General features: G+C 73.6%; 21 protein-coding genes. 11 read left to right on the top strand and 10 right to left on the bottom strand.

What is annotated here, in order from left to right:
- Window positions 1-5: 5 nt before the first annotated feature.
- Complete coding sequence (locus BOQ63_RS08820; RefSeq protein WP_051746674.1) at window positions 6-1,319, bottom strand: geranylgeranyl reductase family protein; 1,314 nt, start codon at window positions 1,317-1,319, stop codon at window positions 6-8.
- 360 nt (window positions 1,320-1,679) lie between these two features.
- Here BOQ63_RS08820 and BOQ63_RS08825 point away from each other — a divergent pair, with 360 nt between their 5' ends.
- Window positions 1,680-2,717: an LPXTG cell wall anchor domain-containing protein gene (locus tag BOQ63_RS08825; protein WP_150475766.1), complete on the top strand. Its 1,038-nt coding sequence runs from the start codon at window positions 1,680-1,682 to the stop codon at window positions 2,715-2,717.
- 338 nt (window positions 2,718-3,055) lie between these two features.
- Here BOQ63_RS08825 and BOQ63_RS08830 read toward each other — a convergent pair whose 3' ends face one another.
- From BOQ63_RS08830 to BOQ63_RS08840, 3 genes are all read right to left on the bottom strand, one after another.
- Window positions 3,056-4,162 (bottom strand): calcium:cation antiporter, encoded by a 1,107-nt coding sequence (locus tag BOQ63_RS08830; RefSeq protein WP_072654000.1) that lies wholly within the window; start codon window positions 4,160-4,162, stop codon window positions 3,056-3,058.
- A 98-nt stretch (window positions 4,163-4,260) separates the two neighbouring features.
- Window positions 4,261-5,790: a serine/threonine-protein kinase gene (locus BOQ63_RS08835; RefSeq protein ID WP_078867138.1), complete on the bottom strand. Its 1,530-nt coding sequence runs from the start codon at window positions 5,788-5,790 to the stop codon at window positions 4,261-4,263.
- The gene (locus BOQ63_RS08840) at window positions 5,787-6,548 is read right to left on the bottom strand and encodes a serine/threonine protein kinase (protein ID WP_072654001.1); all 762 of its coding nucleotides are present in this window, start codon (window positions 6,546-6,548) and stop codon (window positions 5,787-5,789) included. The genes BOQ63_RS08835 and BOQ63_RS08840 overlap by 4 nt, the downstream gene beginning before the upstream one ends.
- A 341-nt stretch (window positions 6,549-6,889) precedes the next feature.
- On the opposite strand from BOQ63_RS08840, the gene BOQ63_RS08845 reads away from it, so the two are divergent.
- The 3 genes from BOQ63_RS08845 to nagB all read left to right on the top strand — a co-directional run bounded on the left by BOQ63_RS08845 (window position 6,890) and on the right by nagB (window position 8,698).
- Window positions 6,890-7,036 (top strand): hypothetical protein, encoded by a 147-nt coding sequence (locus BOQ63_RS08845; RefSeq protein WP_157846597.1) that lies wholly within the window; start codon window positions 6,890-6,892, stop codon window positions 7,034-7,036.
- A gap of 171 nt (window positions 7,037-7,207) precedes the next feature.
- On the top strand, window positions 7,208-7,615 hold the full coding sequence (locus BOQ63_RS08850) for a hypothetical protein (RefSeq protein WP_141763758.1): 408 nt from the start codon (window positions 7,208-7,210) through the stop codon (window positions 7,613-7,615).
- A 300-nt stretch (window positions 7,616-7,915) separates the two neighbouring features.
- Window positions 7,916-8,698 (top strand): glucosamine-6-phosphate deaminase, encoded by a 783-nt coding sequence (nagB, locus tag BOQ63_RS08855; protein WP_030280526.1) that lies wholly within the window; start codon window positions 7,916-7,918, stop codon window positions 8,696-8,698.
- Window positions 8,699-8,772: 74 nt separating this feature from the next.
- Here the strand turns inward: nagB and BOQ63_RS08860 are convergent, their stop codons facing one another.
- The 3 genes from BOQ63_RS08860 to BOQ63_RS08870 form a co-directional block, all read right to left on the bottom strand.
- Window positions 8,773-9,903, bottom strand: coding sequence for an aminotransferase class I/II-fold pyridoxal phosphate-dependent enzyme (locus BOQ63_RS08860; protein WP_072654002.1), 1,131 nt, complete (start codon window positions 9,901-9,903; stop codon window positions 8,773-8,775).
- 7 nt (window positions 9,904-9,910) lie between these two features.
- Window positions 9,911-10,555 (bottom strand): helix-turn-helix transcriptional regulator, encoded by a 645-nt coding sequence (locus BOQ63_RS08865; protein WP_030280530.1) that lies wholly within the window; start codon window positions 10,553-10,555, stop codon window positions 9,911-9,913.
- A gap of 124 nt (window positions 10,556-10,679) precedes the next feature.
- On the bottom strand, window positions 10,680-12,329 hold the full coding sequence (locus BOQ63_RS08870; RefSeq protein ID WP_107488478.1) for a YVTN family beta-propeller repeat protein: 1,650 nt from the start codon (window positions 12,327-12,329) through the stop codon (window positions 10,680-10,682).
- A gap of 307 nt (window positions 12,330-12,636) precedes the next feature.
- Between BOQ63_RS08870 and BOQ63_RS08875 the strand changes: the two genes are divergently transcribed.
- From BOQ63_RS08875 to BOQ63_RS08895, 5 genes are all read left to right on the top strand, one after another.
- On the top strand, window positions 12,637-13,080 hold the full coding sequence (locus BOQ63_RS08875) for an RrF2 family transcriptional regulator (RefSeq protein WP_072654004.1): 444 nt from the start codon (window positions 12,637-12,639) through the stop codon (window positions 13,078-13,080).
- Between the two features lie 86 nt (window positions 13,081-13,166).
- Entirely contained in the window at window positions 13,167-14,348 is a 1,182-nt protein-coding gene (locus BOQ63_RS08880) for a globin domain-containing protein (RefSeq protein WP_072654005.1), read from the top strand.
- A 161-nt stretch (window positions 14,349-14,509) separates the two neighbouring features.
- Complete coding sequence (locus BOQ63_RS08885; RefSeq protein WP_030280536.1) at window positions 14,510-15,271, top strand: (Fe-S)-binding protein; 762 nt, start codon at window positions 14,510-14,512, stop codon at window positions 15,269-15,271.
- Between the two features lie 99 nt (window positions 15,272-15,370).
- Complete coding sequence (locus BOQ63_RS08890; protein WP_030280537.1) at window positions 15,371-16,786, top strand: lactate utilization protein B; 1,416 nt, start codon at window positions 15,371-15,373, stop codon at window positions 16,784-16,786.
- Window positions 16,783-17,424: a LutC/YkgG family protein gene (locus BOQ63_RS08895; protein WP_030280538.1), complete on the top strand. Its 642-nt coding sequence runs from the start codon at window positions 16,783-16,785 to the stop codon at window positions 17,422-17,424. The genes BOQ63_RS08890 and BOQ63_RS08895 overlap by 4 nt, the downstream gene beginning before the upstream one ends.
- Window positions 17,425-17,432: 8 nt before the next feature.
- Here the strand turns inward: BOQ63_RS08895 and ddaH are convergent, their stop codons facing one another.
- Both ddaH and BOQ63_RS08905 read right to left on the bottom strand, forming a co-directional pair.
- Complete coding sequence (gene ddaH, locus BOQ63_RS08900) at window positions 17,433-18,257, bottom strand: dimethylargininase (RefSeq protein WP_030280540.1); 825 nt, start codon at window positions 18,255-18,257, stop codon at window positions 17,433-17,435.
- A 156-nt stretch (window positions 18,258-18,413) separates the two neighbouring features.
- Entirely contained in the window at window positions 18,414-19,295 is an 882-nt protein-coding gene (locus BOQ63_RS08905; protein WP_030280542.1) for a 4Fe-4S domain-containing protein, read from the bottom strand.
- Between the two features lie 234 nt (window positions 19,296-19,529).
- Between BOQ63_RS08905 and BOQ63_RS08910 the strand changes: the two genes are divergently transcribed.
- Window positions 19,530-20,312 carry an SGNH/GDSL hydrolase family protein gene (locus BOQ63_RS08910; protein WP_030280544.1) on the top strand — a complete coding sequence of 261 codons (783 nt, stop codon included), beginning with the start codon at window positions 19,530-19,532 and terminating at the stop codon, window positions 20,310-20,312.
- A gap of 7 nt (window positions 20,313-20,319) precedes the next feature.
- Here the strand turns inward: BOQ63_RS08910 and BOQ63_RS08915 are convergent, their stop codons facing one another.
- Window positions 20,320-20,733, bottom strand: coding sequence for a ribosomal maturation YjgA family protein (locus BOQ63_RS08915; RefSeq protein ID WP_030280546.1), 414 nt, complete (start codon window positions 20,731-20,733; stop codon window positions 20,320-20,322).
- A gap of 142 nt (window positions 20,734-20,875) precedes the next feature.
- On the opposite strand from BOQ63_RS08915, the gene BOQ63_RS08920 reads away from it, so the two are divergent.
- Window positions 20,876-22,288 (top strand): DUF2252 domain-containing protein, encoded by a 1,413-nt coding sequence (locus tag BOQ63_RS08920; RefSeq protein ID WP_030280548.1) that lies wholly within the window; start codon window positions 20,876-20,878, stop codon window positions 22,286-22,288.
- Window positions 22,289-22,292: the final 4 nt, after the last annotated feature.

Genomic DNA, 22,292 nt, shown 5'->3' on the forward strand with positions numbered 1-22,292 from the left:
CGCTCTCAGCGCCCCGGGGCGACCCGGCCGATCAGGTGCAGCAGCCGGTCCAGGGCGTCCTTGGAGTTGGGCTCGGTCAGGTTCACCATCAGCCGGAACGCCACCTTCAGCAGCGCCGGGTGGCCGAGTCCGGCGGCGCCCGCGGCGCCGAGCAGCCGGGGGCGGCCGAGCAGGTCGGCGGCCAGCCGCCCGAGGGCGAAGTAGCCGGCGTAGGCGGAGCGCAGCTTCTGCGGGTAGGCGCGCAGGGCGAGTTCGCGGCCACGGTCGGTGCGGCGGGCGTGCGCCTGGACGATCGTCTCGGCGGCGTAGCGGCCGGATTCCATCGCGTAGGCGATGCCCTCGCCGGTGCCGGGGCTGACCGTGCCGCCCGCGTCGCCGATCAGCAACAGCCCGTCGGCGTAGTGGGGTTGGCGGTTGAGGCCCATCGGGAGGGCGGATCCGCGGATCGGCTCGGTGACGGCCTCGGGGGTGTAGGCGTAGCCGGGCGGCAGGTCGGCGCACCAGCGCCGCAGCAGGTCGCGCCAGTCGAGGTCGGTGCCGGTCGTGTCGAGGACGCCGAGGCCGACGTTGGCCGTGCCGTCGCCCATGCCGAACACCCAGGCGTAGCCGGGCAGGAGGCGACGGGCGGGGTCGTTGGAGTCGCGCAGGTCGAGCCAGGCCTCCAGATAGCGGTCGTCGTGGCGCGGGGTGGTGAAGTAGGTGCGGTAGGCCACGCCCATCGCGCGGTCGGTGCGCCGGTAGCGCTTCATCGCGACCGACAGCCGGGTGGAGTTGCCGTCGGCGGCGACCACGATCGGGGCCCGGTACTCGACGGGCCTGCGCTCCTCGCCGAGCTTGACGCTGACGCCGGTGATCCGCCCGGACCGCTCGTCCGTCAACGGGCCCGCCACATTGGCCCGTTCGACCAGCCGGGCGCCGGCCGCGGCGGCCTTCCGGGCGAGCAGTTCGTCGAAGTCGGCGCGGCGGCGCACCAGTCCGTGGCCGGGGAAGGCCGAGAGCTCGGGCCAGTCGAACTCCATCGAGCGGTGCCCGGAGATCAGCCGCAGACCGCGGTTGTGCAGCCAGCCCGCCTCCTCGGAGACGTCGATGCCCATGTCGACCAGCTGCTTGACGGTGCGCGGGGTGAGGCCGTCACCGCAGACCTTCTCGCGCGGGAAGGCGGACTTCTCCAGCAGCAGGACGTCCAGGCCGGTGCGGGCGAGGTGGTAGGCCGCGGTGGAGCCGGCCGGGCCGGCGCCGACCACGATGACGTCGGCACTGTCCTCGGTCGGGGCGGTCGGCTGCCGCTCCGGTCGCACCTGCTGGTCTGGGCCGGGCATCGAGCACTCCCCCTGGGTCGGATCGGTTCCAGACGGACGATAGAGAACCCCGCGTTCCGCCGGCCGCCCCGACACGCGGGCCCGGCCCCGGACCGGCCAATACCGGCCATCGCATGTCCCGCCTGCGGCGCGCACGAGTCCAACACAATCGGGTGATCAGATTGTTGCGCGGGACTAATTGGACCAACTGCTCTCAGCGTGGCATTTCGGCCAAACCTCCCTTGCGTCGCGTTTCCCACTACGGGAACTTTTGTGCCCCTCACGTCGTACGAATCCGGTCCCCCGGCCCGGCGGCCGACCGAGAGCTCCCTCCCACCCCACAGGCTCGTCCCGGCCTGCCGTCACCCCGATGGAACACGCATGCACATCCGCTCCACCGCCGCACGCTCCCTGGTGGCCGTCCCGACCGCCGCCGCCCTGATGCTGCTCGCCCCCGTCGCGCACGCCGCCGCCGGTGGCAACGGCAACGGCAAGGGCCACCCCGGCAACAACGGCACCGTCAAGATCCACGACGCCGCCACCGGCCAGGAGGACGTGCGCAACGAGCCCAAGGTCTGCACCTTCTACCTGGACTCCTTCGGCTTCGACCCGAACCAGGACGTGCTCTGGGCGATCTTCGACATGGACGACATGACCGAGCCGGTCGTGTACGGCGACCTCCCGGTCGACGACAAGGGCCACATCCGCACCGAGGACATCAACCTGCCGGACGGCCACTACAAGCTGTTCTGGAAGGCCGTTCCGCTGGTCGACGGGGAACTGCCGGAGCACCCGGACGTCAGCAACCCCAAGCAGAAGGTCTTCAAGGTCGACTGCGGCGGCCAGACCCCGACCCCGACCGGCAAGCCGACCGCCACCGGCACCCCGACCAAGGCCCCGTCGGCCAGCCCGACCGCCGTGCCGAGCACCACCCCCTCGCACACCCCCACCCCCTCGCACACCCCCACCCCCTCGCACACCCCGACCCCGTCGCAGACGCCCGCGCCGTCGCACTCGGCCACGCCGCCCGCCACCCCGACGCCCACCGTCCCGGCCCCCACCACCCCGGCGCCGACCACCCCGGCCACGGAGCCCGCGAAGACCCCCGCGCCCACCACCCCGGCCGCCGAGGTCCCGACCGGCGCGCCCAGCGACGCCCCGAGCGCCGGCCCGTCCACCCCGCCGACCGCCACCGTCCCGGTGCACCCCGGCGCCGGCACCAAGGTCACCCCGGACCAGCCGCTGGTCGTGCCGGCCAAGGTCAGCGTCCCGACCCCGATCCCGGGCGCCTCGGACGGCAAGAAGCTGGCCTCCACCGGCAGCGACGGCACCCTGCTGTACGCGGGTGCCGGCACCGCCCTGCTGATCGCCGGCGCGGGCGCGGTGGTCTACACCCGCCGTCGCCGCACCTCCTCCTGACGACCCCCAGGAGCCTGCGGCACCGCTGAGGTGCCGCAGGAGACCCGATGACGCCGCCTCCGGAGGTCTGAGCCCTCCGGAGGCCGCAGGGCCGCGTCTGAGCCGCGGCACCCGGAGCCCCGCCCGCCCGCACTCGCGCGGGCGCCACGGGCGCGTCCCGCGGATCCTGTCGCGCACCCGGCGAAGATCCGCAGGACGCGCCCCGGGGCTCCCGGCCGTGACCCGCCCCTCCCAGCGGGCCCGGCCGGAGACGACGGAAGCCCCTGACCGCACGGGGGGACGTGTCAGGGGCTTCCGTTCTTCACCACGGCCACCACGGCCTCAGTGGTTCACCCTTCTCACGGATTCACCGCCAGCACCATGAACTCCGCCAGCACCCCCAGGTGCAGCGCGCCCTGCAGCAGGGTCGCCCGGCGCGGGATGACGGTCAGCGTGCCGAGCACGACCGTCAGGGTCAGCAGCACCATGTGCGACGGCGCGAGGCCGAGGACGAGCGGGCCGGACAGCCAGGTGGAGGCGATCGCGACCGCCGGGATGGTCAGGCCGATGCTGGCCAGCGCCGAGCCCAGGGCCAGGTTGAGGCTGGTCTGCACCCGGTTGCGCACGGCCGAGCGCAACGCCGCGATGGTCTCCGGCAGCAGCACCAGTATGGCGATCACCACGCCGACCACCGCGTGCGGCAGCCCGGCGTCGTCCACCACGGACTCGATGGTCGGCGAGACGCCCTTGGCCAGTCCCACGACCGACACCAGCGCGACGGCGAGCAGCAGCAGGCTGACCCCGGCGGCCCGGAGGGTGGGCGGGCCCACGTGGTCGTCGTCCTCGTCCCGGCGGATCCTGCCCTCCGGGGTGACGGGCAGGAAGTAGTCCCGGTGCCGCAGGGTCTGGGTGGTCACGAAGAGCCCGTACACCACGAGCGAGGCGGTGGCCGCGTAGCCGAGCTGGGTGGTGGAGAACTGCGGGCCCGGGGTGCTGGTGGTGAAGGTCGGCAGCACCATGCTGAGCGTGGCGAGGGTGGCGATGCAGGCGAGCGCCGTGCCGGTGCCCTCGGCGTTGAAGACAGCGGTGCGGTACCTGAGCGCGGCCACGATGATGGACAGACCCGTGATCCCGTTGCAGGTGATCATGACGGCGGCGAACACGGTGTCCCGGGCGAGGGTCGCGGACTTGTCCCCGCCGTCGGCCATCAGCGTCACGATCAGCGCGACCTCGATCACGGTGACCGCCACCGCGAGCACCAGCGACCCGAACGGCTCCCCGGTCCAGTGGGCGATGACCTCGGCGTGGTGCACGGCCGCCAGCACCGCCCCGATCAGGAACAGCGCGACCACGCCGACCACCCAGCCGGGCAGGTCCTCGTGCCAGGTCAGGACGAGGACGACGAACGCCGCCACCGGGACGACGAGGGTCCATCGCGCGGAGGCCGCGCGGAGCTTCCTGATCATGCGCCCGAGGATCCCAGACCGGAGGCCGGCCACCCGGGCACCCGGGCACCCGCGCCAGGATCCGTACGGATATGGTGCAACTCCTCCCGGTTTTTCAGTCACCCTCCGTAGTCGGCGAGGTAGCGGAGCACCTTGTCGACGTGCGGGCGGACGCGTTCCGGGACTCCCCCGGCGGCCGCCACCGACTTGTCGCTGGTGCGGTACGCGGCTGCGACCAGGGCGGGCAGGTCACGGGTGAAGCCGCGGTGCCTTATCTGCTGGTCGAGCCAGCAGACGTAGTTGCCCATCGCGGCGATCGCGTCGCCCGGGTCCAGGTAGGACTTCGGTCCGTCGTGGTTGGCGGCCTTGGACCAGGCCTCGAAGACGGCGGGCGTCCACATCGCGATGCCGTACTCGCCGGTCTCCGGGCGGGCCGCGTTCGGGTCGAAACCGCTCTCCGCCTTGAGCATCGCAGCCAGCAGGACCGGGGTGATCTCCGGCTCGGGGCAGCGCCGGGCGGCGTCCTCGATCATGCCGCGGTAGGCCACCGGGACGTCGGAGCCGGCCGGGATCGCCCCGGGCAGCGGCGGCACGGCCCGGTGGACGCCGGGTGCGCGGGGCTCGGGACCGCCGGTCAGGACGAGCAGCACGGCCGCGCAGGCCAGCACGCCGGCGCCGGCCCGGACGGCCCGTCGGCGCCCGGCCGGGCGGGCGGTGGCACGGGCGACCAGTGCGGCGAGGTCGGTGCGGGCGCGCTCCTCCCGGTCGGCGGCCAGGCAGGCCGCCACCACCGGCCGCCAGCGGGTCGGCAGCGCCTGGTCCAGCCGCAGCGGGGCGGCTCCGCGCGCGTACGCCTGGGCGGCCAGTGACCGGGCCCGGGCAGTGGCGCCGAGGAAGGGGTGCAGCCCGCCGGTGAACAGCTGGTGGGCGATCACCCCGAAGGCCCAGACGTCGGCGCTGGGGCGCAGCGCGACCCCGCGCGCCCCGGTGCGCTGGGACCACCACTCGGGCGGGACGTGGTCCGGTGAGCCCAGCGGCGGGGCGTAGGCGTGGGTGCCCTCCAGTTCGGCGGTGAGGCCGAAGTCGGCGATCTTGGCGGTGCCGTCGGGCATCAGCAGGATGTTGGCCGGTTTGAGGTCCCCGTGGACCCAGCCCGCCCGGTGCATGTGGGTCAGTCCGGCGCAGACCTCGGTGAGGATCCGCTCGGCGCCGGGCACCGCCGTTCCGGCGCGGGCGGCGGCCAGGACGTCCTGGAGGCTGTGGGCGGCGCGCTCCATCACCAGGGCGACGGCGCCGTCCAGTTCGGGGCGGTCGGGGTCGTCGACGGTGACCACGGCGAGGGTGCGGATCAGGTGCGGGTGGTCGGCGCGGCTGCTGAAGCGCAGCTCACGGGCGGCCATCTGGGCCAGGGTGCGGCGCTGACCGGGGCTGGAGCGGGCCGGGCCGAGGAGCTTGACGGCGGCGGGGGTGCCGTCCGGGCCCTCGGCGGCGTAGACACTGCCCCAGGCGCCCGCGCCGAGGAAGGCTCCGGCGCGGTAGCCGGCCAGCGGGTAGCCGTCGGGGACGTCGAAGAGCGACGCCGCGGCGACGGGCCGCCTCTCGGAGGATCCGCCGTCCGGGGCGGCGCCGCGGTGCTCGGGCGGCTTCACGGCCGGTGGACCGGGCGCCGGGGCGGGAGCAGCAAGAGGTGCTCCTCCCGGACGAGGTCGAACCTCAGGGCCAGCGCGACCAGTTCCTCGCGCTTGCCGCCCGCCGGGCCCTCCTCGTACGGCTCGCGCAGCCGCAGTTTCGTGCCCACCAGGTAGTCGATGTGGTAGTTCACCGCCGAGCGGGTCAGCCCGTGGCAGGAGGGCAGGGCGCGCAGCCTGGCCAGCACCTCGGTCGCCCCGGGGACGGCGGCGGTGGAGGGCGAGCGCAGCCGGGGCTCGCAGAGCGCGAGCAGCACCAGGAAGTACTTGGCGGTCGGGTCCAGTGCGAAGGGGCTGACGGTTCGTTCGCCGTCGGCGCCGCCCGGGTGGCCGTCGAGGTAGGCGTGCTGGGGGGCGAAGACCTTGAAGGCGGCGGGCTCGCCCAGGGCGGGGAGCAGGACGCGGGAGAGCTCGAACGGGACGGGTGCGCCGAGGCGCCCGGGGGCCACCTTGATGTGCTCCCCGGCGCCTTCGAGGTTCTCCACCACGTAGGTGGCGGTGGTGCTGAAGTTGGACAGCCGCCAGTAGTCCTCGGCGGCGACCACCTCGCCGGCGCGGCGGGAGACGCCCTGGTCGGGCAGCGGGATGGCGGCCGGTCGCCCGGGCTCGCCGCGTCCGAACACCGCGGTCTCGCCGGGGCCCATCCGCAGCAGTCCGGGCGCCCGGCCGGGGGCCGGATCCGGTCCCCGGCCGGGCAGTTGCACGATGACCGTGTCCACGCAGCCACCTCCGTGGGATCGGCTCGATGGTATCCGTCCGATTCGCCCAGGTGGCGAGGCGCCACCCGGACGAGTGAAGGAACACGGCCAAGCCCCGTCGGCCGACGGCGAGTTGTCCCGCCGAGCCGGCCCGGCCGGACGGCGGAGCGCCCGCCGCCGCAGGTAAAAGGGTCGTTCAAGGTCTGGTCAACACAGTGTTGTTGGCGTACGAGGTGCGACGCTTCAGGTTCAACTCGCCCCCTCTCCTGCACCACGGACCCCGCCCGGTCCGCCCGGCAGGCGGCCCGGCCGGGGCTTGGGTACAGTTCAAGAAGGCCCACGGCCCTTTGCACGCCGAGGGGTTGGAACAGAAGGCCGAACCGGAGGAGCCCGTCCGGGCGATCCCGGCGCTGACCTCGGACGACTTCGGTCACCGGGCCGCGGCGCCGGCGCCCGCGCACGGCGGCGTGACGGCCCGGCGCGGACGGTTCCACCGCCCCGCCGACTGATCCTCCGTCAGTCTGCAACTTGTCCGTACGCTGAACGTTCGGCGAACGATTGCAGCCAGTAGTTGAACAGTCACCATGGGTGTGACGCAACGCACACATGCGAATCCCAGGATGTGTGCAACACTCATCTCACCCAGTGAGATTCCCTTAATTTCCAAGGAGGTTCGTATCATGCGCACTCGGATTGCAGCCGTGACGATGGCGGCGGCAGGGATCGCAGCGCTGTCGGCTGCTCCCGCCATGGCCGCCACGGCGACGTCCGAGGCCGGCACCGTCGCCTGCGCCACGGTGCTCAACCGCCCCTGCATCACGCACCAGGTCGACGGTGACGGCATCGTCGGCATAGCCCAGGTCAACGCGGACCCCACCCAGTTGACGATGGTTCAGGTAGAGGTGCGCTCCCAGCAGGCCTGGGGCAGCCCGTGGGAGACGGTCGCCAGCGCGTCCGCCGTCCGAGTCGGCTCCGTCCAGGCCACCACCCCGAAGGTCACCGGCCCCGCCCCCCACATCATCTGCGCCACCGCCGGCCCGGCGCTGGACGCCAGCAAGCAGGTGACCACCTGTACCAACCCGTTCTGATCCCCGCGGTCAGGACCCCCGGCCGTTCACCCGTGGAGCGGCATCCGTAAGACAGGGCAGCCCGCACGACAGGGCGCAGGGAGCCGGGGCCTTTCCACAGGCCCCGGCTCCTCGCACGTCCCGCCCGGCGGGCCCGCGCGCACCCCGCCGAGCCCCCACCAGGCCGAAGGCCGAGCCCGGCGCCGACGCGCACCGGCCCGCGCACCGGTCCCGGGTGGACCGGAGGGCCCCGTTCACGGCAAACTGGTCTAGACCTCGGAGGTCTAGACCTCAGACTCGCCTCAGAACGGTGGACCCAGTATGGAAATCGTGATCGTCCCTGACGCCTCAGCGGCCGGCGAACTCATCGCCGCGGCGATCACCGATCTGCTGACCGACAAGCCCGACGCCCTGCTCGGCGTCGCGACCGGCTCGACCCCGCTGCCGATCTACCGGTCCCTCGCCGAGCGGGTCCGGGACGGCCGCCTGGACGCCTCCCGCGCGCGCATCTGCCAGCTGGACGAGTACGTCGGCCTGCCGGCCGGCCACCCGGAGTCCTACCGCTCGGTGGTGCTGCGCGAGGTCGTCGAGCCGCTCGGCCTGACCGAGGACTCCTTCCTGGGTCCGGACGGCAACGCGGCCGACGTCGCCGCGGCCGCCACCGCCTACGACCGCGCGCTGGCCGAGGCCGGCGGCGTGGACCTGCAGCTGCTCGGCATCGGCACGGACGGCCACATCGGCTTCAACGAGCCCTGCTCCTCGCTCGCCTCCCGGACCCGGATCAAGACCCTGACCCGGCAGACCCGGGTGGACAACGCCCGCTTCTTCGACAGCATCGACCAGGTCCCGCACCACGTCATCACCCAGGGCATCGGCACCATCCTGGAGGCCCGCCACCTGGTCCTGCTGGCCACCGGCGAGGCCAAGGCCGAGGCCGTCGCCCTGGCCGTCGAGGGCCCGCTGGCCGCGGCCGTCCCCGCCTCGGCGCTGCAGCTCCACCCGCACGCCACCGTAGTGGTCGACGAGGCCGCCGCCTCCCGCCTCAAGCTCGCCGACTACTTCCGCGACACCTATGCGGCCAAGCCGGCCTGGCAGAAGCTCTGATCCCACGGTCTCAGTCACGCGCACGACGGCCGGGGCGCGATCGCCGTGATCGGCGCCCCGGCCGTCGGTGTGCGCTAACGCTTGCGCAGCCAGTCGGCGAAGGCGTCCAGGGCGGGGCCGGGGTCGCGGCGGCCGACGCCGATCCGGAAGCGGTCGGTGGGGGTGGGGGTGAGGTCGGAGCGGAACATGCTCGCGGGCATCAGCAGCACGCCGGCCTGTTCGACCAGGGCGGTGCAGAAGTCCTCCACGCCGTCCGGGCCGAGGTAGCGCGGGTAGGCGACGCAGCCGCCCTGCGGGGCACGCCATTCGAAGAGCTCGGGGAACTCGGCGAAGAAGGCGTCGAAGGCCGGCAGGTTCTCGGCAATGATGCCCCGGTTGCGCGCCAGGATCCGCTCGCGGGCGGTGATCGCGATCCGGGCCAGCACCTCGCCGGGCGCCGAGTTGCAGATGGTGGTGTAGTGCTTGGCCCGCTCCAGGCGGGCGCGCAGCTCGCGGTCCCGGCAGGCGATCCAGCCGATCCGCAGGCCGGGCAGGCCGAGGGACTTGGACGTCACGTTGAGCGAGAGGGCCGTCGCGGAGAGGTCGGCGGCCTGCGGCAGGGCCCGGTCCGGCTCGCGTTCCAGGCCGCGGTAGACCTCGTCCGAGAACAGCCGGATGCCACGCTCCTCGCAGAGTCCGGCCAGGCGGGCGAAGTCGGCGGCGGGGATCAGCGTGCCGGTCGGGTTGTTCGGGAAGTTGACCGACAGCACCTTGGTGTTCGGGCGCAGCGCCGCCTCGACGGCGTCCAGGTCGAGCGCCCAGTCCTGCCGCTCGTCCAGCGCGACGCCGGTGACCTCGCAGAGCGAGAGCGGAATCGTCTCCGCCGACTGGTAGTTGGGGGTCAGCACCACCGCGTGGTCACCCGGTTCGAGCAGCACCTGCATGGCGAGGTTGATGCCCTCCTGGGCGCCGCCGAAGCAGATCACGTCGTCCGCCTCGACCTGCTCGTACATCCCGGCGATCGCCTGTCGCAGGCCGGGGTCGCCGAAGGTCTCGGTGTAGCCGAGGGCGAGGTTGTCCCAGGCCTCGCGGTCCTCGGGGCCCGCCAGGGCGAGGAGTTCGGCCATCGTCATGGTCTGGGAGTCGGAGGCGGTGAGGTGGTGGCGGGCGGTGAACTCCCAGCGGGTGAAGTAGGTTTCGAGCCGGAAGTCGGGCAGGCGGGTCATCTGGTTCTCAGTCCTTCCTGGGGCCGGCCGGGTGCTTGAGCTCGGCGAGCAGGGCATAGGCGGTGGAGCGGGAGATCCGCAGCGCGGTGGCGACGGCGGGGACGGCCCGGCGCACGGCGAACACCCCGGCCTCGTCCAGCTCGCGCAGTACGGCGAGCCGGTCCTCCCGGGTGAAGCGTTCCAGCGGGCGGCCCTGAGCGCGGACGTGGCCGCCGATCACGTCGTTCATCCGTTCCGTCCAGTCCCGTTCGAACAGCGGCTCGGGGCGCGGGGCGGTGGGCGCGGCGAAGTTCGTCAGCAGGGCGGCGGCCTGCTCCAGCGGGCCACGGTCCAGGTTGACGCAGAGCACCGCCGAGGCCCGGCCGGCCTCGTCCCGCAGCACCGCGCTGACCGAGGAGAGCCGTCGGCCGTCCGGCAGCAGCTTCTCGTACGGCCCGTAGACGTCGGGCGCGGACGGGTCGAGCTCGTCCAGTTCGCCGAGCAGGGACGGGTCGCCTGGGGCGCGGGTGGTCATCGGGTTCCAGATGGCCAGCACCCGGTCGGTGGCGGTGTCGTGCAGCACCACCTCGGCGTAGGGCCCGAGCAGCAGGGCCACCGCACGGCAGACCGGCGACCAGGTCCGCACGCGAAGGTCGGGGGTTTCGGCAGGCATGGTTGGACTGTACGTCCGGCCCGGACGCTTCGTCCAGAGGCTTTACGGAAGAACCCCGGCCGGGTGTCCGGCCGGGGCCCTCCGGGAGGCGCTCCGGGTGGGGCTCTCCGAGAGCTGGAGCCGCTCAGCTGCAGGTGATCAGCAGGCCGAGCACGGAGGTGCAGCTACGACTGTCCTTGCTGGTCGCGGGCGAGGGGTCGGCGGGGGCACCGGCCGTCCGCGCCACGGTGATGCTCCAGGAGGCGAGCACGTTCAGCCCGGCGCCGCCGACGGAGAAGTGCCGGGTGGTGCTCGCACCCTTGGCGAGCGGGGCGCTCAGGGTGCAGGTGAGCCTGCCCCCGGCGACGGTGCAGTCGCCGGAGGTGGTGGTCAGCCCGGCGGGCAGGGCGGCGGAGACGGTGGCCGCCGTGACCGGGTCCGGGCCCTGGCCGGTGAGGGTGACGGTGTAGTCGACCCGGCTCGCGAACAGGCCGGTGACCGGGGTCGCGGCGAGCGCGACGACCAGGTGGGCGCTGGGCGCGGTGTAGGTGAAGCGGTCGGCGGCGACGGCGGCACTGGTGCCGCCGGGCGTGGTGACCTGGACGTCCACCGGCCCGGTCACCGTGGTGGCGGGGGCGGTGGCGGTGCAGCTGGTCCTGGTGCAGCTGAAGGAGGTGGCCGGGCCGGCCGCGCCGAAGGTGACGCCGGTGGCGCCGTTCAGGTCGGTGCCGGTGACGGTCACCGTGGTGCCGCCCACCCCGGAGCCGCCGTTCGGGCTGATCACGGTGACGGCGGGCACCGGCAGCGGGAAGTTCAGCACGTCGACCGCGTTGCCGGTGAAGTCGGCGAGGTAGCCGCGCCGGCCGTCGGCGCTCAGCGCCAGGGTGTACGGGCTGGCGCCGACCGGCACCGTCGCGGTGACGCTCCGGCTCGCCGCGTCGATCACGCTCAGGGTGTTGTCGCCGTAGTTGGAGACGTACGCGGTGGAGCCGTCCGGTGCGAGGCTGACGGAGTACGGGCCGTTGCCGACGGTGACGGTGCCGAGCAGGGTGTTCGCGCCGGTGTCGAGCACGGCGGCCGTGGTGTCGTCGCCGTCGGCGGCCCACAGCCGGCTGCCGTCGGGGCTGAGCGCCAGGCCGAAGGCGCTGTGGCCGACCTGAACGGTGGCGCTCACCGTGCTGCTCACGGTGTCGACCACGTTCACCGCCTTGGCGCCGGAGGCCGCCACGTACAGGCGCTTGCCGTCGGGCGAGACGGCGAGCCCGTGCGGCTCGGCGCCGACCGGGACAGTGGCCGTCACGGTGCCGGACGAAGTGTCCAGCACGCTCACCGTGCCGGCCCCGGCGTTGCTCACGTAGGCGCGCTTGCCGTCCGGCGAGAGGACCAGACCCCAGGGCTGGGCACCGACCGGGACGGTGGCGGTGACGGTGTTGCTCGCGGTGTCCACGACGCTGACCGTGTTGTCGAGGTGGTGGGTCAGGTAGGCGCGTTGCCCGTCGGGCGAGACGGCGACCGCGTACGAGCCCGTCCCGGCGGTGAAGCTGCCGGTCACCACCTTGCTCGCGGTGTCCAGGACGCTGACCGTGCCGCTGCTCTGGCTGGTCACGTAGGCCCGGGCGCCGTCCGGGGTGAGCGCCAGCCCGGCCGGGTAGGGCGCCACCGGCACATGGGCGGTCACGGTCGGCGCGGGCGCGGCGGCCTCGGCGGTGACCGGCTGGGAGAGCAGCGCGGCCGTGGCGGCGGATATCGCCGCCACGGCCGTCCAGGCGCGCCGGGGTGCACGGGGTGGTCTCACGGAATCTCCAGGGGAGTCGGCGGGGGGACGGGGTGCAGGACGTGGCTCCGGAGCCGGGGGAAGCGTAGAGCGGCTGCTGATGGCGGGTCAGGAGCTGATCGGTAATGTCGCCAACTGTTCGGATTCGACCGGGATACGGTCACCGAAGCGGGCCCACCGCCCCGGCCCACCGCTCCGGCCCGCCGACCCGGCCCGCCGACCCGGCGGACCCGACCCGACCGGGGGCGATGAGTGACGTGACCAGGGTCTCAGCCGGGATAGGTCCCGAAATTGGAATCGCAGAGTCGCATTCGTTAGCGTTCGGTTCGTGAGGCTGACCAAGAGCACCGACATCGCTCTCCGCATCGCGATGCGACTCGCCGTACTCGGCGAGGGCGAGAACCCGACCACCCGCGAGGTGGCCGAGTCGGTCGGCGTGCCGTACACCCACGCCGCGAAGGTGGTCAGCAGGCTGCAGCACCTCGGCGTGGTGGAGGCCCGGCGCGGACGCGGCGGCGGGCTGATGATCACCTTCGCCGGGCGGACCGGTTCGCTCGGCCTGCTGCTGCGCGAGCTGGAGGGCATCGGCGACGTGGTCGGCTGCGAGGACGAGCCGCCGTGCCCACTGCGGGCCGCCTGCCGGCTGCGCGGGGCACTGCGCACGGCACAGGAGGCGTTCTTCGCGGCGCTCGACCCGCTCAGCATCGACGACCTGGCGGCCTCCCCCACCGGTCCGGTGCTGCTCGGCCTCACCGCCAGACCCGCCGACTGACCCCATCCCCCAGGGGTCAGTCGGCGCCCACAGTCTTTAATACGAATCTGAGATACCAGTTCTCACTACCGTCAGGAGCTTCTCTGATGCTGTCCGCGAAGTCCGCCGAGGTCGTCGAGGCCACCCTGCCCGTCGTGGGCGGCGCGATCGGTGACATCACCCCGCGCTTCTACGACCGGCTGTTCGCCGCGCACCCCGAGCTGCTGCGCGACCTGTTCAACCGGGGCAACCAGGCCAACGGCACCCAGCGCGAGGCGCTGGCCGGTTCGATAGCCGCGTTCGCCGCCGCGCTGATCGCCAACCCCGACCAGCACCCGGACGCGATGCTCGCGCGGATCGCCCACAAGCACGTCTCGGTCGGCATCGACGACGAGCAGTACAAGGTCGTCCACGAGCACCTGTTCGCCGCGATCGTCGACATCCTCGGCGAAGCCGTCACCCCCGAGGTCGCCGCCGCCTGGGACGAGGTCTACTGGCTGATGGCCAACGCCCTGATGGCCATCGAGGAGCGGCTGCGCGCCGAGGTTGCCGCCGGCACCGACCAGACCGACCTGTGGCGCCCGTACACCGTGGTCGCCCGCCACCAGGAGACCGACACCGTCACCACCTACCTGGTCCGCCCGGCCGACGGCGGCTCCCTGCCGGCCTCCCGCCCCGGCCAGTACGTCTCGGTGCGCGCCGAGCTGGCCGACGGCGCCCACCAGATCCGCCAGTACAGCCTGTCCGGCGGCGCCGACAACGCGCTGCGCTTCAGCGTCAAGCGCGACGGCGAGGTCTCCGGCCACCTGCACGACAACCTGCACGCCGGCGACACCGTCGAGCTGGCTCCCCCGCTGGGCGACATCTTCCTCGCCGAGGGCGACGGCCCGGTGCTGCTCGCCTCCGCCGGCATCGGCAACACCCCGATGACCGCGATGCTCGACCACCTGGCCGCCACCGGCTCCGCCCGGCAGGTCATCTCGGTGCACGGCGACCGCGACCAGCTCAGCCACGCCTTCCGCGCGGACCTGGAGCAGCTGACCGCCAAGCTGGCCAACGCCACCGCCCACGTCTTCTACGAGCAGCCGCTCGGCGAGTGGCCGGCCGAGCGCACCGGCCTGGTCAACCTGTCAACCGTCGAGGTCCCCGTCGGCACCACCGCCTACCTGTGCGGCCCGCTGCCCTTCCTGCGCGCCGTGCGCGGCCAGCTGATCGAGGCGGGCGTCCCCGCGGCGGACATCCACTACGAGGTGTTCGGCCCGGACCTCTGGCTCGGCGCCGGCGCCTGAGCCCCGAGCGTTCCCGCGCGGCCTCCTTCACCGGCACGGGCCCGCCCGTTACGATCACGGGCGGGCCCGTGCCGGTTTCGGCGTTCCGGCGGTTCGGCCGGCTCGGCGTTCCAGCGGTTCGGCGGTTCAGCAGTTCGGCGGTTCGACGTGAGGAGCTCGGGTTGCGGGTCGCGCTGTTCGCCACCTGCGTCAACGACGCGCTGTTCCCCGCCACGGCGGTCGCCACCGTACGGCTGCTGGAGCGCCTCGGCGTGACGGTGGACTTCCCCGCCGGGCAGACCTGCTGCGGACAGCCGCAGTACAACACCGGCTACCGCCGGGCCTGCGAGCCGCTGGTGCGGCGGACCGCCCGCGCCTTCGCCGGGTACGACCACGTGGTGACACCCTCCGGCTCCTGCGTGGCGATGGTCCGGGACAACTACCCGCGGATCGGCGCCCGGGCCGCCACCGAGGGCCGGGGCGGTGAACTCACCGACGCCGCCACGGCGTTGGCGCCCCGGGTGATCGAGCTCACCGAATTCCTGGTCGACGTGCTCGGCGTCGAGGACGTCGGCGCGCACTTCCCGTACACCGTCACCTACCACCCTTCCTGCCACGGCCTGCGAATGCTCGGACTGGGCGAGCGGCCGCTGCGACTGCTGCGCGCCGTCAAGGGATTGGAGCTGGTCGAGCTGCCGGGTGCGGAGGAGTGCTGCGGCTTCGGCGGGACCTTCGCCGTCAAGAACGCGGCGGTCTCGGCCGCGATGGCCGAGGACAAGCTCGCCAACGCCCTCGGCACCGGAGCCCAGGTGCTGTGCGGCGCCGACAACTCCTGCCTGCTGCACCTCGGCGGCACCCTGCGCCGCCGAGGTGACGCGCTGCGGCCGCTGCACCTCGCGGAGATCCTGGCCAGCACCGAGGAGCACCCCTGGAGGCCGTCGTGACCGAGCGGAGCAAGGCGGGCACATGAGCGAGCGAAGCGAGCGAACCATCGAGAGGTGCGTGTGGGCGAATGCCCCTGCCGAGCGGAGCGAGGCGGGTGCATGAGTGACACGTTCCTGGGCATGCCCGCCTTTCCGCAGGCGGCCGCCCGCGCGGTGCGGGACAGGCAGCTGCGCGCCAACCTGCGGCACGCCACCCACACCATCCGCGACAAGAGGGCCCGGGCCGTCGCCGAGCTCCCCGACTGGGCCGAGCTGCGCTCGGCAGGGAAGGCGATCAAGGACCACACCCTGCGCCATCTCGACCGTTACCTGGTGCAGTTGGAGGAGGCCGTCACGGCGGCCGGAGGCACCGTCCACTGGGCGGCGGACGCCGAGGAAGCCAACCGGATCGTCGCCGGGCTGGTCCACGCCACCGGCACGACGGAGGTGGTCAAGGTCAAGTCGATGGCCACCCAGGAGATCGGACTGAACGAGGCGCTGGCCGCCGAGGGGGTCACCGCCTACGAGACCGATCTCGCCGAGCTGATCGTGCAGTTGGGCGAGGACCGCCCCTCGCACATCCTGGTCCCGGCGATCCACCGCAACCGCGCCGAGATCCGGGAGATCTTCGCCGACCGGATGGCCTCCTGGGGCCGCCCGGCGCCCGAGGGCCTGACCGACTCCCCCGCCGAACTCGCCGAGGCCGCCCGGCTGCACCTGCGGGAGAAGTTCCTGCGTGCCGAAGTGGCCGTCTCCGGCGCCAACTTCATGGTCGCCGAGACCGGCACCCTGGTGGTGGTCGAGTCCGAGGGCAACGGCCGGATGTGCCTCACCCTGCCGCGCACCCTGATCTCGGTGGTCGGCATCGAGAAGGTCGTACCGACCTGGCGGGACCTCGAGGTCTTCCTCCAGCTGCTCCCCCGCTCCTCCACCGCCGAGCGGATGAACCCCTACACCTCGCTGTGGACCGGGACCACCCGGGGCGACGGCCCGTCAGAGTTCCACCTGGTGCTGCTGGACAACGGGCGCACCGCCGCACTGGCCGACCAGGTCGGCCGGCAGGCCCTGCGCTGCATCCGCTGCTCGGCCTGCCTCAACGTCTGCCCGGTGTACGAGCGGGCGGGCGGACACGCCTACGGCTCGGTCTACCCGGGCCCGATCGGCGCCGTCCTCACTCCCCAACTGCGCGGCACGGCGAGCCCGGTGGACGCCTCGCTGCCGTACGCCTCCTCGCTCTGCGGGGCCTGTTACGAGGTGTGCCCGGTGGCCATCGACATCCCCGAGGTGCTGGTGCACCTGCGCGAGCGGGTCGCCGAACAGGGCGGCCACCCGGTGGAGCGGGCCGCCGTGGCCGCCGCCGGGTACGTCCTGGACCACCCGGCGGCGCTCGCGGCCGCCGAGCGGCTGGCCGGACGCACCCGCGCCCTGCACCCGCGCCGACTGCCCGGGCCGGGTCGGGCCTGGACCGACAGCCGGGACCTTCCGGAGGTGCCCGCCGAACCGTTCCGCGACTGGTGGCGGAGGAACCGTACGTGACGTCAAGGGACTTGATCCTCGGCCGGATCCGGGCCGCGCTCGGTGACACCGGGACGGTGGCCGAACAGCCGCTGCCGCGCCGGTACCTGAGCGCCCACGCCCCGGCGGACGATCCGGCGGCGCTGCTCGACCTGCTGCACCGCAACCTGACCGACTACCGGGCCCTGGTGCACCGCTGCACCGAGGCCGAACTCCCGAGCCGCATCGCCGAGTTGCTCGCCGCTCGCGGCAGCCGCACGGTCGCCGTGCCGGCCGGGCTGCCGGACGGCTGGCTCACCGCGGCGGTCGGCGTCGAGCCGCTGCCGGACGACGGGAGCCTCACCGCCGCCCGGCTGGACGCCGTGGACAGCGTGGTGACCGGCTGCGCGCTGGCGGTCGCCGAGACCGGGACGATCGTGCTGGACGGCGGGCCCGGTCAGGGCCGGCGGCTGCTGTCACTCGTCCCCGACCACCACCTGTGCGTGGTGCGGGCGCCGGAGCAGGTCGTCGCCTCCGTTCCGCTGGCGCTGCCCCGGCTCGACCCGGCGCGGCCGCAGACCTGGATCTCCGGGCCGTCGGCGACCAGCGACATCGAGCTGGACCGGGTCGAGGGGGTGCACGGGCCGCGCACCCTGGAGGTGCTGCTCGTCACCGTGTGACGCGGGGGTCACGGCCTGAGTTCGAGGGTGCAGCACTTCGCCCCGCCGCCGCCCTTCAGCAGCTCGGAGACGTCCACCGGGATCGGCTCGTAGCCGTGCTCGGCGAGCCGCCCCGCCAGGTTCTTGGCCGCCTCCGGGAGCAGCACCCGGCGGCCGTCCGAGACGGCGTTCAGTCCGAACACCTCGGCGTCGGCCCGGTCGGCCAGGACCGCGTCCGGGTAGAGACTGCGCAGCACCGAGCGGCTGTTGGCGTCGAAGGCCTCCGGGTAGTACATGACGTGGTCGTCGGCGAGGACGGCCAGCGCGGTGTCCAGGTGGTAGAAGCGCGGGTCGACCAGGGTCAGGCTGACCACCGGCACGCCGAACAGCTGCTCCGCCTCGGCGTGCGCGGCCCGTGAGGTGCGGAAGCCCGTCCCGGCGAGCACCCGGCGGCCGACCACCAGATGGTCGCCCTCGCCCTCGTTGACGTGGCCGGCGCGGCGCACCGCCCGGTAGCCGTGCAGCCGGAACCAGGACTGGTAGGCCTCGGACTCGGCGGCCCGCTCCGGGTAGCGGAAGGTGGCCACCAGGGCCCGGCCGTCGAGCACGGTCGCGCCGTTGGCGGCGTAGACCATGTCGGGCAGGCCCGGCACCGGGTCGATCAGCTCGACGGTGTGGCCGAGGCGCCGGTACGTCCGGTACAGCCGCTCCCACTGGCGGACGGCGAGTTCGGTGTCGGTGGGCTGCGCCGGGTCCATCCACGGGTTGATCGCGTAGTCCACCGTGAAGTGGGTGGGCCGGCACATCAGGTAGCGCCGGGGCCGCGCCGTACGCGCCGGGGTGTGCGTGGACATTGCTCAACCGTCCTCGGTTCGCGGGGTCTCGGTACGCGTCGCTCCAGAGGCGGCTGCCCCGCCGCTCCCGTTCGCACACCCGCGCGGGCCTGCCCGGCGGGCGCAACCCCCCGCGCACCCGGCGCGAGCCCCGGCGCACGGTCCTGCCGTCGGGGGTTACCAGCGCACGGCGGCGAAGTCCACCGGCTCGGTCCGCAGCGCCCGGGCGCGGACGGCGAGGGCGCGAAGCCGTCGCTCCGCCTCCTCTGCGGGCATCCGCTGCTTGTCACCGTGACCCGGCAGCAGCCACTCGAAGCGCAGCGCGTCCAGGCTGCGGTCCAGCGAGGCGGACTGCTCCTCGATCGAGTACCAGGTCACCGCCTCCTGCACCTCGATGTCCTGGTTGGTGCGGGACCAGTACAGGCTGTCACCGCTGAAGCAGTAGCGCCGGTCGGCGACGTACAGCACGCTCCCCACGGTGTGGCCGGGGAAGGGGTGCGCGACCAGGCCGGGCGAGATCTCCACCGGGTCGGTGCCGCGCAGCACATCGTCGGCGTCGGGGGCGGCGGCGAGGTCTCCCTCGTGGATCCGGAGCCGGGCGCCCAGTCGGTCGGCGTACTGCCGGCCGTGCGCCGCGTGGTCGCGGTGAGTGAGCAGGACGTCGGTGACCGGGCCGAGTGCCTCGTAGCGGGCGGCGAGCGCCTCGCTGTAGCGGGGCGTGTCGATCATCACCCAGCCGGTGGGCCGGCGGCACAGGTAGGAGTTGGCGCCCGCGGTCTGCCGGGAGTTGTGCCCGAGCAGCAGCACGTCGCCGTGCTCGTCGAGCGCGAGCGGGAACGGGTCGGTGGCCGGGTCGAGCCGGCCGGTACCGGGGCGGATCGAGCGGGTCGGGCAGGCGTGGGCGGCGGCGAGCAGCTGGCGTTGTTCGGCCTCGTCCCGCGGCTGGCGGATCAGCTCGGACTTGCGGGCGTGCTCGCGGATCAGGTCGGGCGCGAGCTGCCGGGCCACGTCGCAGTTGGTGCAGCGGTCGTCGACGGTCCAGTTCTCGGAGAGGTTCATGGTCCGGATTTCCCCCAGGAAGAACGGCGGCCCAGGCGGCGCGCCGTACTTCGAGCATGGTCCCGACGGGCCGCAAAGCGGAAGGGGGCACGGATCTTGCGCTTTCCCGGGCACGGCGCTCTGCGGCGGGGCGACCGGCCGGCGCGGGCCGCGCAGGGTACGTGGCCCATCTCACGTGCCGCCAGGCTCACCTACGGTGGCGTAGGTCACTTGAATGGGTGAACTATCTCTTTCATGCCGAACCTCCAGGAGACCCTTGACCTCAGTTCGTACGTCGCCCTCGGGGACAGCTTCACCGAGGGCCTGAACGACCCCGGTGCCGACGGCGCCTTCGCCGGCTGGGCCGACCGCCTGGCCGGGATGCTCGCCGAGGGCAGGCCGCCGGGCGGGTTCCGCTACGCCAATCTGGCGGTCCGGGGACGGCTGCTCGACCAGATCGTGGCCGAGCAGGTGCCGCAGGTCCGCCGGCTCCAGCCCGACCTGGTCACCTTCTGCGCCGGCGGCAACGACATCCTGCGGCCCGGCAGCGACCCGGACGAGGTGGCCGAGCGATTCGAGACCGCCATCGCCCAACTCGCCGAGAACGCCGGGACGGTGCTGATCTGCACCGGCTTCGACACCCGCGAGGTGCCGCTGCTCAAGCACCTGCGCGGGAAGATCGCCACCTACAACGGCCACATGCGGGCGGTCGCCGACCGCTACGACTGCAAGGTGGCCGACCTGTGGTCGCTGCGCGCGGTGCAGGACCGCCGCGCCTGGAGCGAGGACCGGCTGCACCTGTCCCCCGAGGGGCACCAGCGGGTCGCCCTGCTGGCCGCCCGCTCGCTGGGCCTGCGCACCGCGGAGGACCCGGAGGCCGCATGGCCGACCGCCCGCGTCCTCACCGCCGCCGACCAGCGGCGCGAGAACCTCCAGTGGGCCCGCGAGCACCTGATCCCCTGGGTCGGCCGCCGCCTGCGCGGGGAGTCCTCGGGCGACCACGTCGAGGCCAAGCGGCCGGAGTTGCTTCCACTCTGACGCGTGGTCAGGTGGTGCCACCGGGTGCCGCGGTCCCACCGGACCGCAGCACCCGGTGCAGCAGCGCGGCACCGGCCCCGCCGACCAGGTACCAGAACAGGTCCGGCGGGTTGAAGGTCGATCCGAGCACCAGGTGCACCAGCCCACTGCGCCGCCCCCACGCGTCCGGCAGCCCGGTCGCCTGGAACAGCTCCACCGCCCAGCTCACCCCGGCCGCCACCAGCGCGGCCCGCACCGGTCGCACCCTCGGCGCGACCAGCACCACCAGGGCGTACACCAGGACGGTGTAGAGCGCGTCGCCCGCGCACTTCGCCGGGTCGCCGTCCGTCGCGGCGCGCACGCCCAGACCGGCCGCCACGGTGAGCAACACGGCCACGGCGGCGGGGAGTCGGGCCGTCAGGGCCTTCCGAAGATCGTTCACCCGCCCAAGGCTACGGGCGGGCCCCACCGGCACATCCGCGCCCCCACCCCAGGAACCACCGCGCGACGCCGGACGTCACTCCCCCTGATGAGCCATCCGTGCAGGTCACGGGCGGGAGTTCGAGCAAGGCGGGCGGGGAACAGTGACGGACAGCGGGAACACCACCGGGCGACGGAAGTTCACCGTCCCCGGGTTCGCGACCGGGCCGGACGGCCGGGCGCAGCGGGCGCGGGAGCAGGGAAAGGCGCTGCGGGTGCCGGTCCCCCGGGAGCGGCACTCGGAGTTCGTGCCCGCGGCCGACCGGCCCACGGCGGTGGCGGCGCTGGAGGCCTCCAACGCGGGCCGGATCGCGGGCCTGGTTCCCATCCGGGTCGGCCGGATGGCCGCCACGCCGTTCGCCTTCCTGCGCGGGTCGGCCGGCCTGATGGCCGCCGACCTCGCGGGCACACCGGTGACCGGCGTCACGGCGCAGCTGTGCGGGGACGCGCACGCGGCGAACTTCGGTCTGTACGGCGATGCGCGCGGCCAACTGGTCATGGACATCAACGACTTCGACGAGACCGTGCCGGGCCCCTGGGAGTGGGACCTCAAGCGTCTCGCCACCAGCCTGGTGCTGGCGGGCCGGGAGACCGGGGCGAGCGAGAGCACCGCCCGCGCGGCCGCCCAGCACGCGGCCGGCTCCTACCGCCGCACCCTGCGCACGCTCGCCAAGCTGCCCGCCCTGGACGCCTGGAACGCCGTGGCGGACGAGCAGTTGGTGTCCTTCGCCGAGGCTCACGACCTCACCGAGGTGCTGCGGAAGGTCGGCGCGAAGGCCCTCGGCAACACCAGCGCCCGGTTCGCCGCCCGCAGCACCACCCGTACCGCGGACGGCGGTTGGCGGTTCACGGCCGCTCCGCCGGTGCTCACCGGGGTCACCGACGCGACCGCCCGGGCGGTGGCCGAGGCGCTCGGCCCGTACGTGGCGACGGTGCCCGCCGAGGTGCGCACCCTGCTGTCCCGGTACCGGGTGCAGGACGTGGCGTTCCGGGTGGTCGGCACCGGCAGCGTCGGCACCCGCTCGTACGTCGTGCTGCTCACCGACCACCGGGACCAGCCGCTGGTGCTGCAGGTGAAGGAGGCCAGGCCGTCCGTGCTGCTCCCGTACCTCGGCGGCCACTGGCGGCGGCCGGCGGAGGAGCACGAGGGCCGGCGGGTGGTGCTCGGCCAGAAGCACATGCAGGTGGTCAGCGACACCCTGCTCGGCTGGACGACCGTCGACGGACGCCCGTACCAGGTGCGGCAGTTCCGCAACCGCAAGGGAAGTGTCGACCCGGCCGTGCTGCTGCCGAGCCAGCTGGACGACTATGCCCGGATCACCGGCGCCCTGCTGGCCCGCGCCCACGCCCACACCGCCGACCCGGGGCTGCTCGCCGGGTACTGCGGCAAGAGCGAGGCGCTGGACGAGGCGGTCGCCGCCTTCGCCGTCGCCTACGCGGACCGCACCGAGGCCGACCACGCCGAGCTGGTGGCGGCGGTGCGCAGCGGGCGGCTGCCCGCCGAGCAGGGGGTCTGACGGG

Source organism: Streptomyces viridifaciens (assembly GCF_001888885.2).
GTDB classification, from domain to species: Bacteria; Actinomycetota; Actinomycetes; order Streptomycetales; family Streptomycetaceae; genus Kitasatospora; species Kitasatospora aureofaciens.

Bases quoted from the DNA above. Each gene is read 5' to 3' on its own strand.
- BOQ63_RS08865 (WP_030280530.1), bottom strand. From the start codon at position 10,555: ATGCCTGCCGAAACCCCCGACCTTCGCGTGCGGACCTGGTCGCCGGTC.
- BOQ63_RS08905 (WP_030280542.1), bottom strand. From the start codon at position 19,295: ATGAACCTCTCCGAGAACTGGACCGTCGACGACCGCTGCACCAACTGC.
- BOQ63_RS08880 (WP_072654005.1), top strand. From the start codon at position 13,167: ATGCTGTCCGCGAAGTCCGCCGAGGTCGTCGAGGCCACCCTGCCCGTC.
- ddaH (WP_030280540.1), bottom strand. From the start codon at position 18,257: ATGTCCACGCACACCCCGGCGCGTACGGCGCGGCCCCGGCGCTACCTG.
- nagB (WP_030280526.1), top strand. From the start codon at position 7,916: ATGGAAATCGTGATCGTCCCTGACGCCTCAGCGGCCGGCGAACTCATC.
- BOQ63_RS08850 (WP_141763758.1), top strand. From the start codon at position 7,208: ATGCGCACTCGGATTGCAGCCGTGACGATGGCGGCGGCAGGGATCGCA.
- BOQ63_RS08825 (WP_150475766.1), top strand. From the start codon at position 1,680: ATGCACATCCGCTCCACCGCCGCACGCTCCCTGGTGGCCGTCCCGACC.
- BOQ63_RS08890 (WP_030280537.1), top strand. From the start codon at position 15,371: ATGAGTGACACGTTCCTGGGCATGCCCGCCTTTCCGCAGGCGGCCGCC.
- BOQ63_RS08910 (WP_030280544.1), top strand. From the start codon at position 19,530: ATGCCGAACCTCCAGGAGACCCTTGACCTCAGTTCGTACGTCGCCCTC.
- BOQ63_RS08860 (WP_072654002.1), bottom strand. From the start codon at position 9,903: ATGACCCGCCTGCCCGACTTCCGGCTCGAAACCTACTTCACCCGCTGG.
- BOQ63_RS08820 (WP_051746674.1), bottom strand. From the start codon at position 1,319: ATGCCCGGCCCAGACCAGCAGGTGCGACCGGAGCGGCAGCCGACCGCC.
- BOQ63_RS08830 (WP_072654000.1), bottom strand. From the start codon at position 4,162: ATGATCAGGAAGCTCCGCGCGGCCTCCGCGCGATGGACCCTCGTCGTC.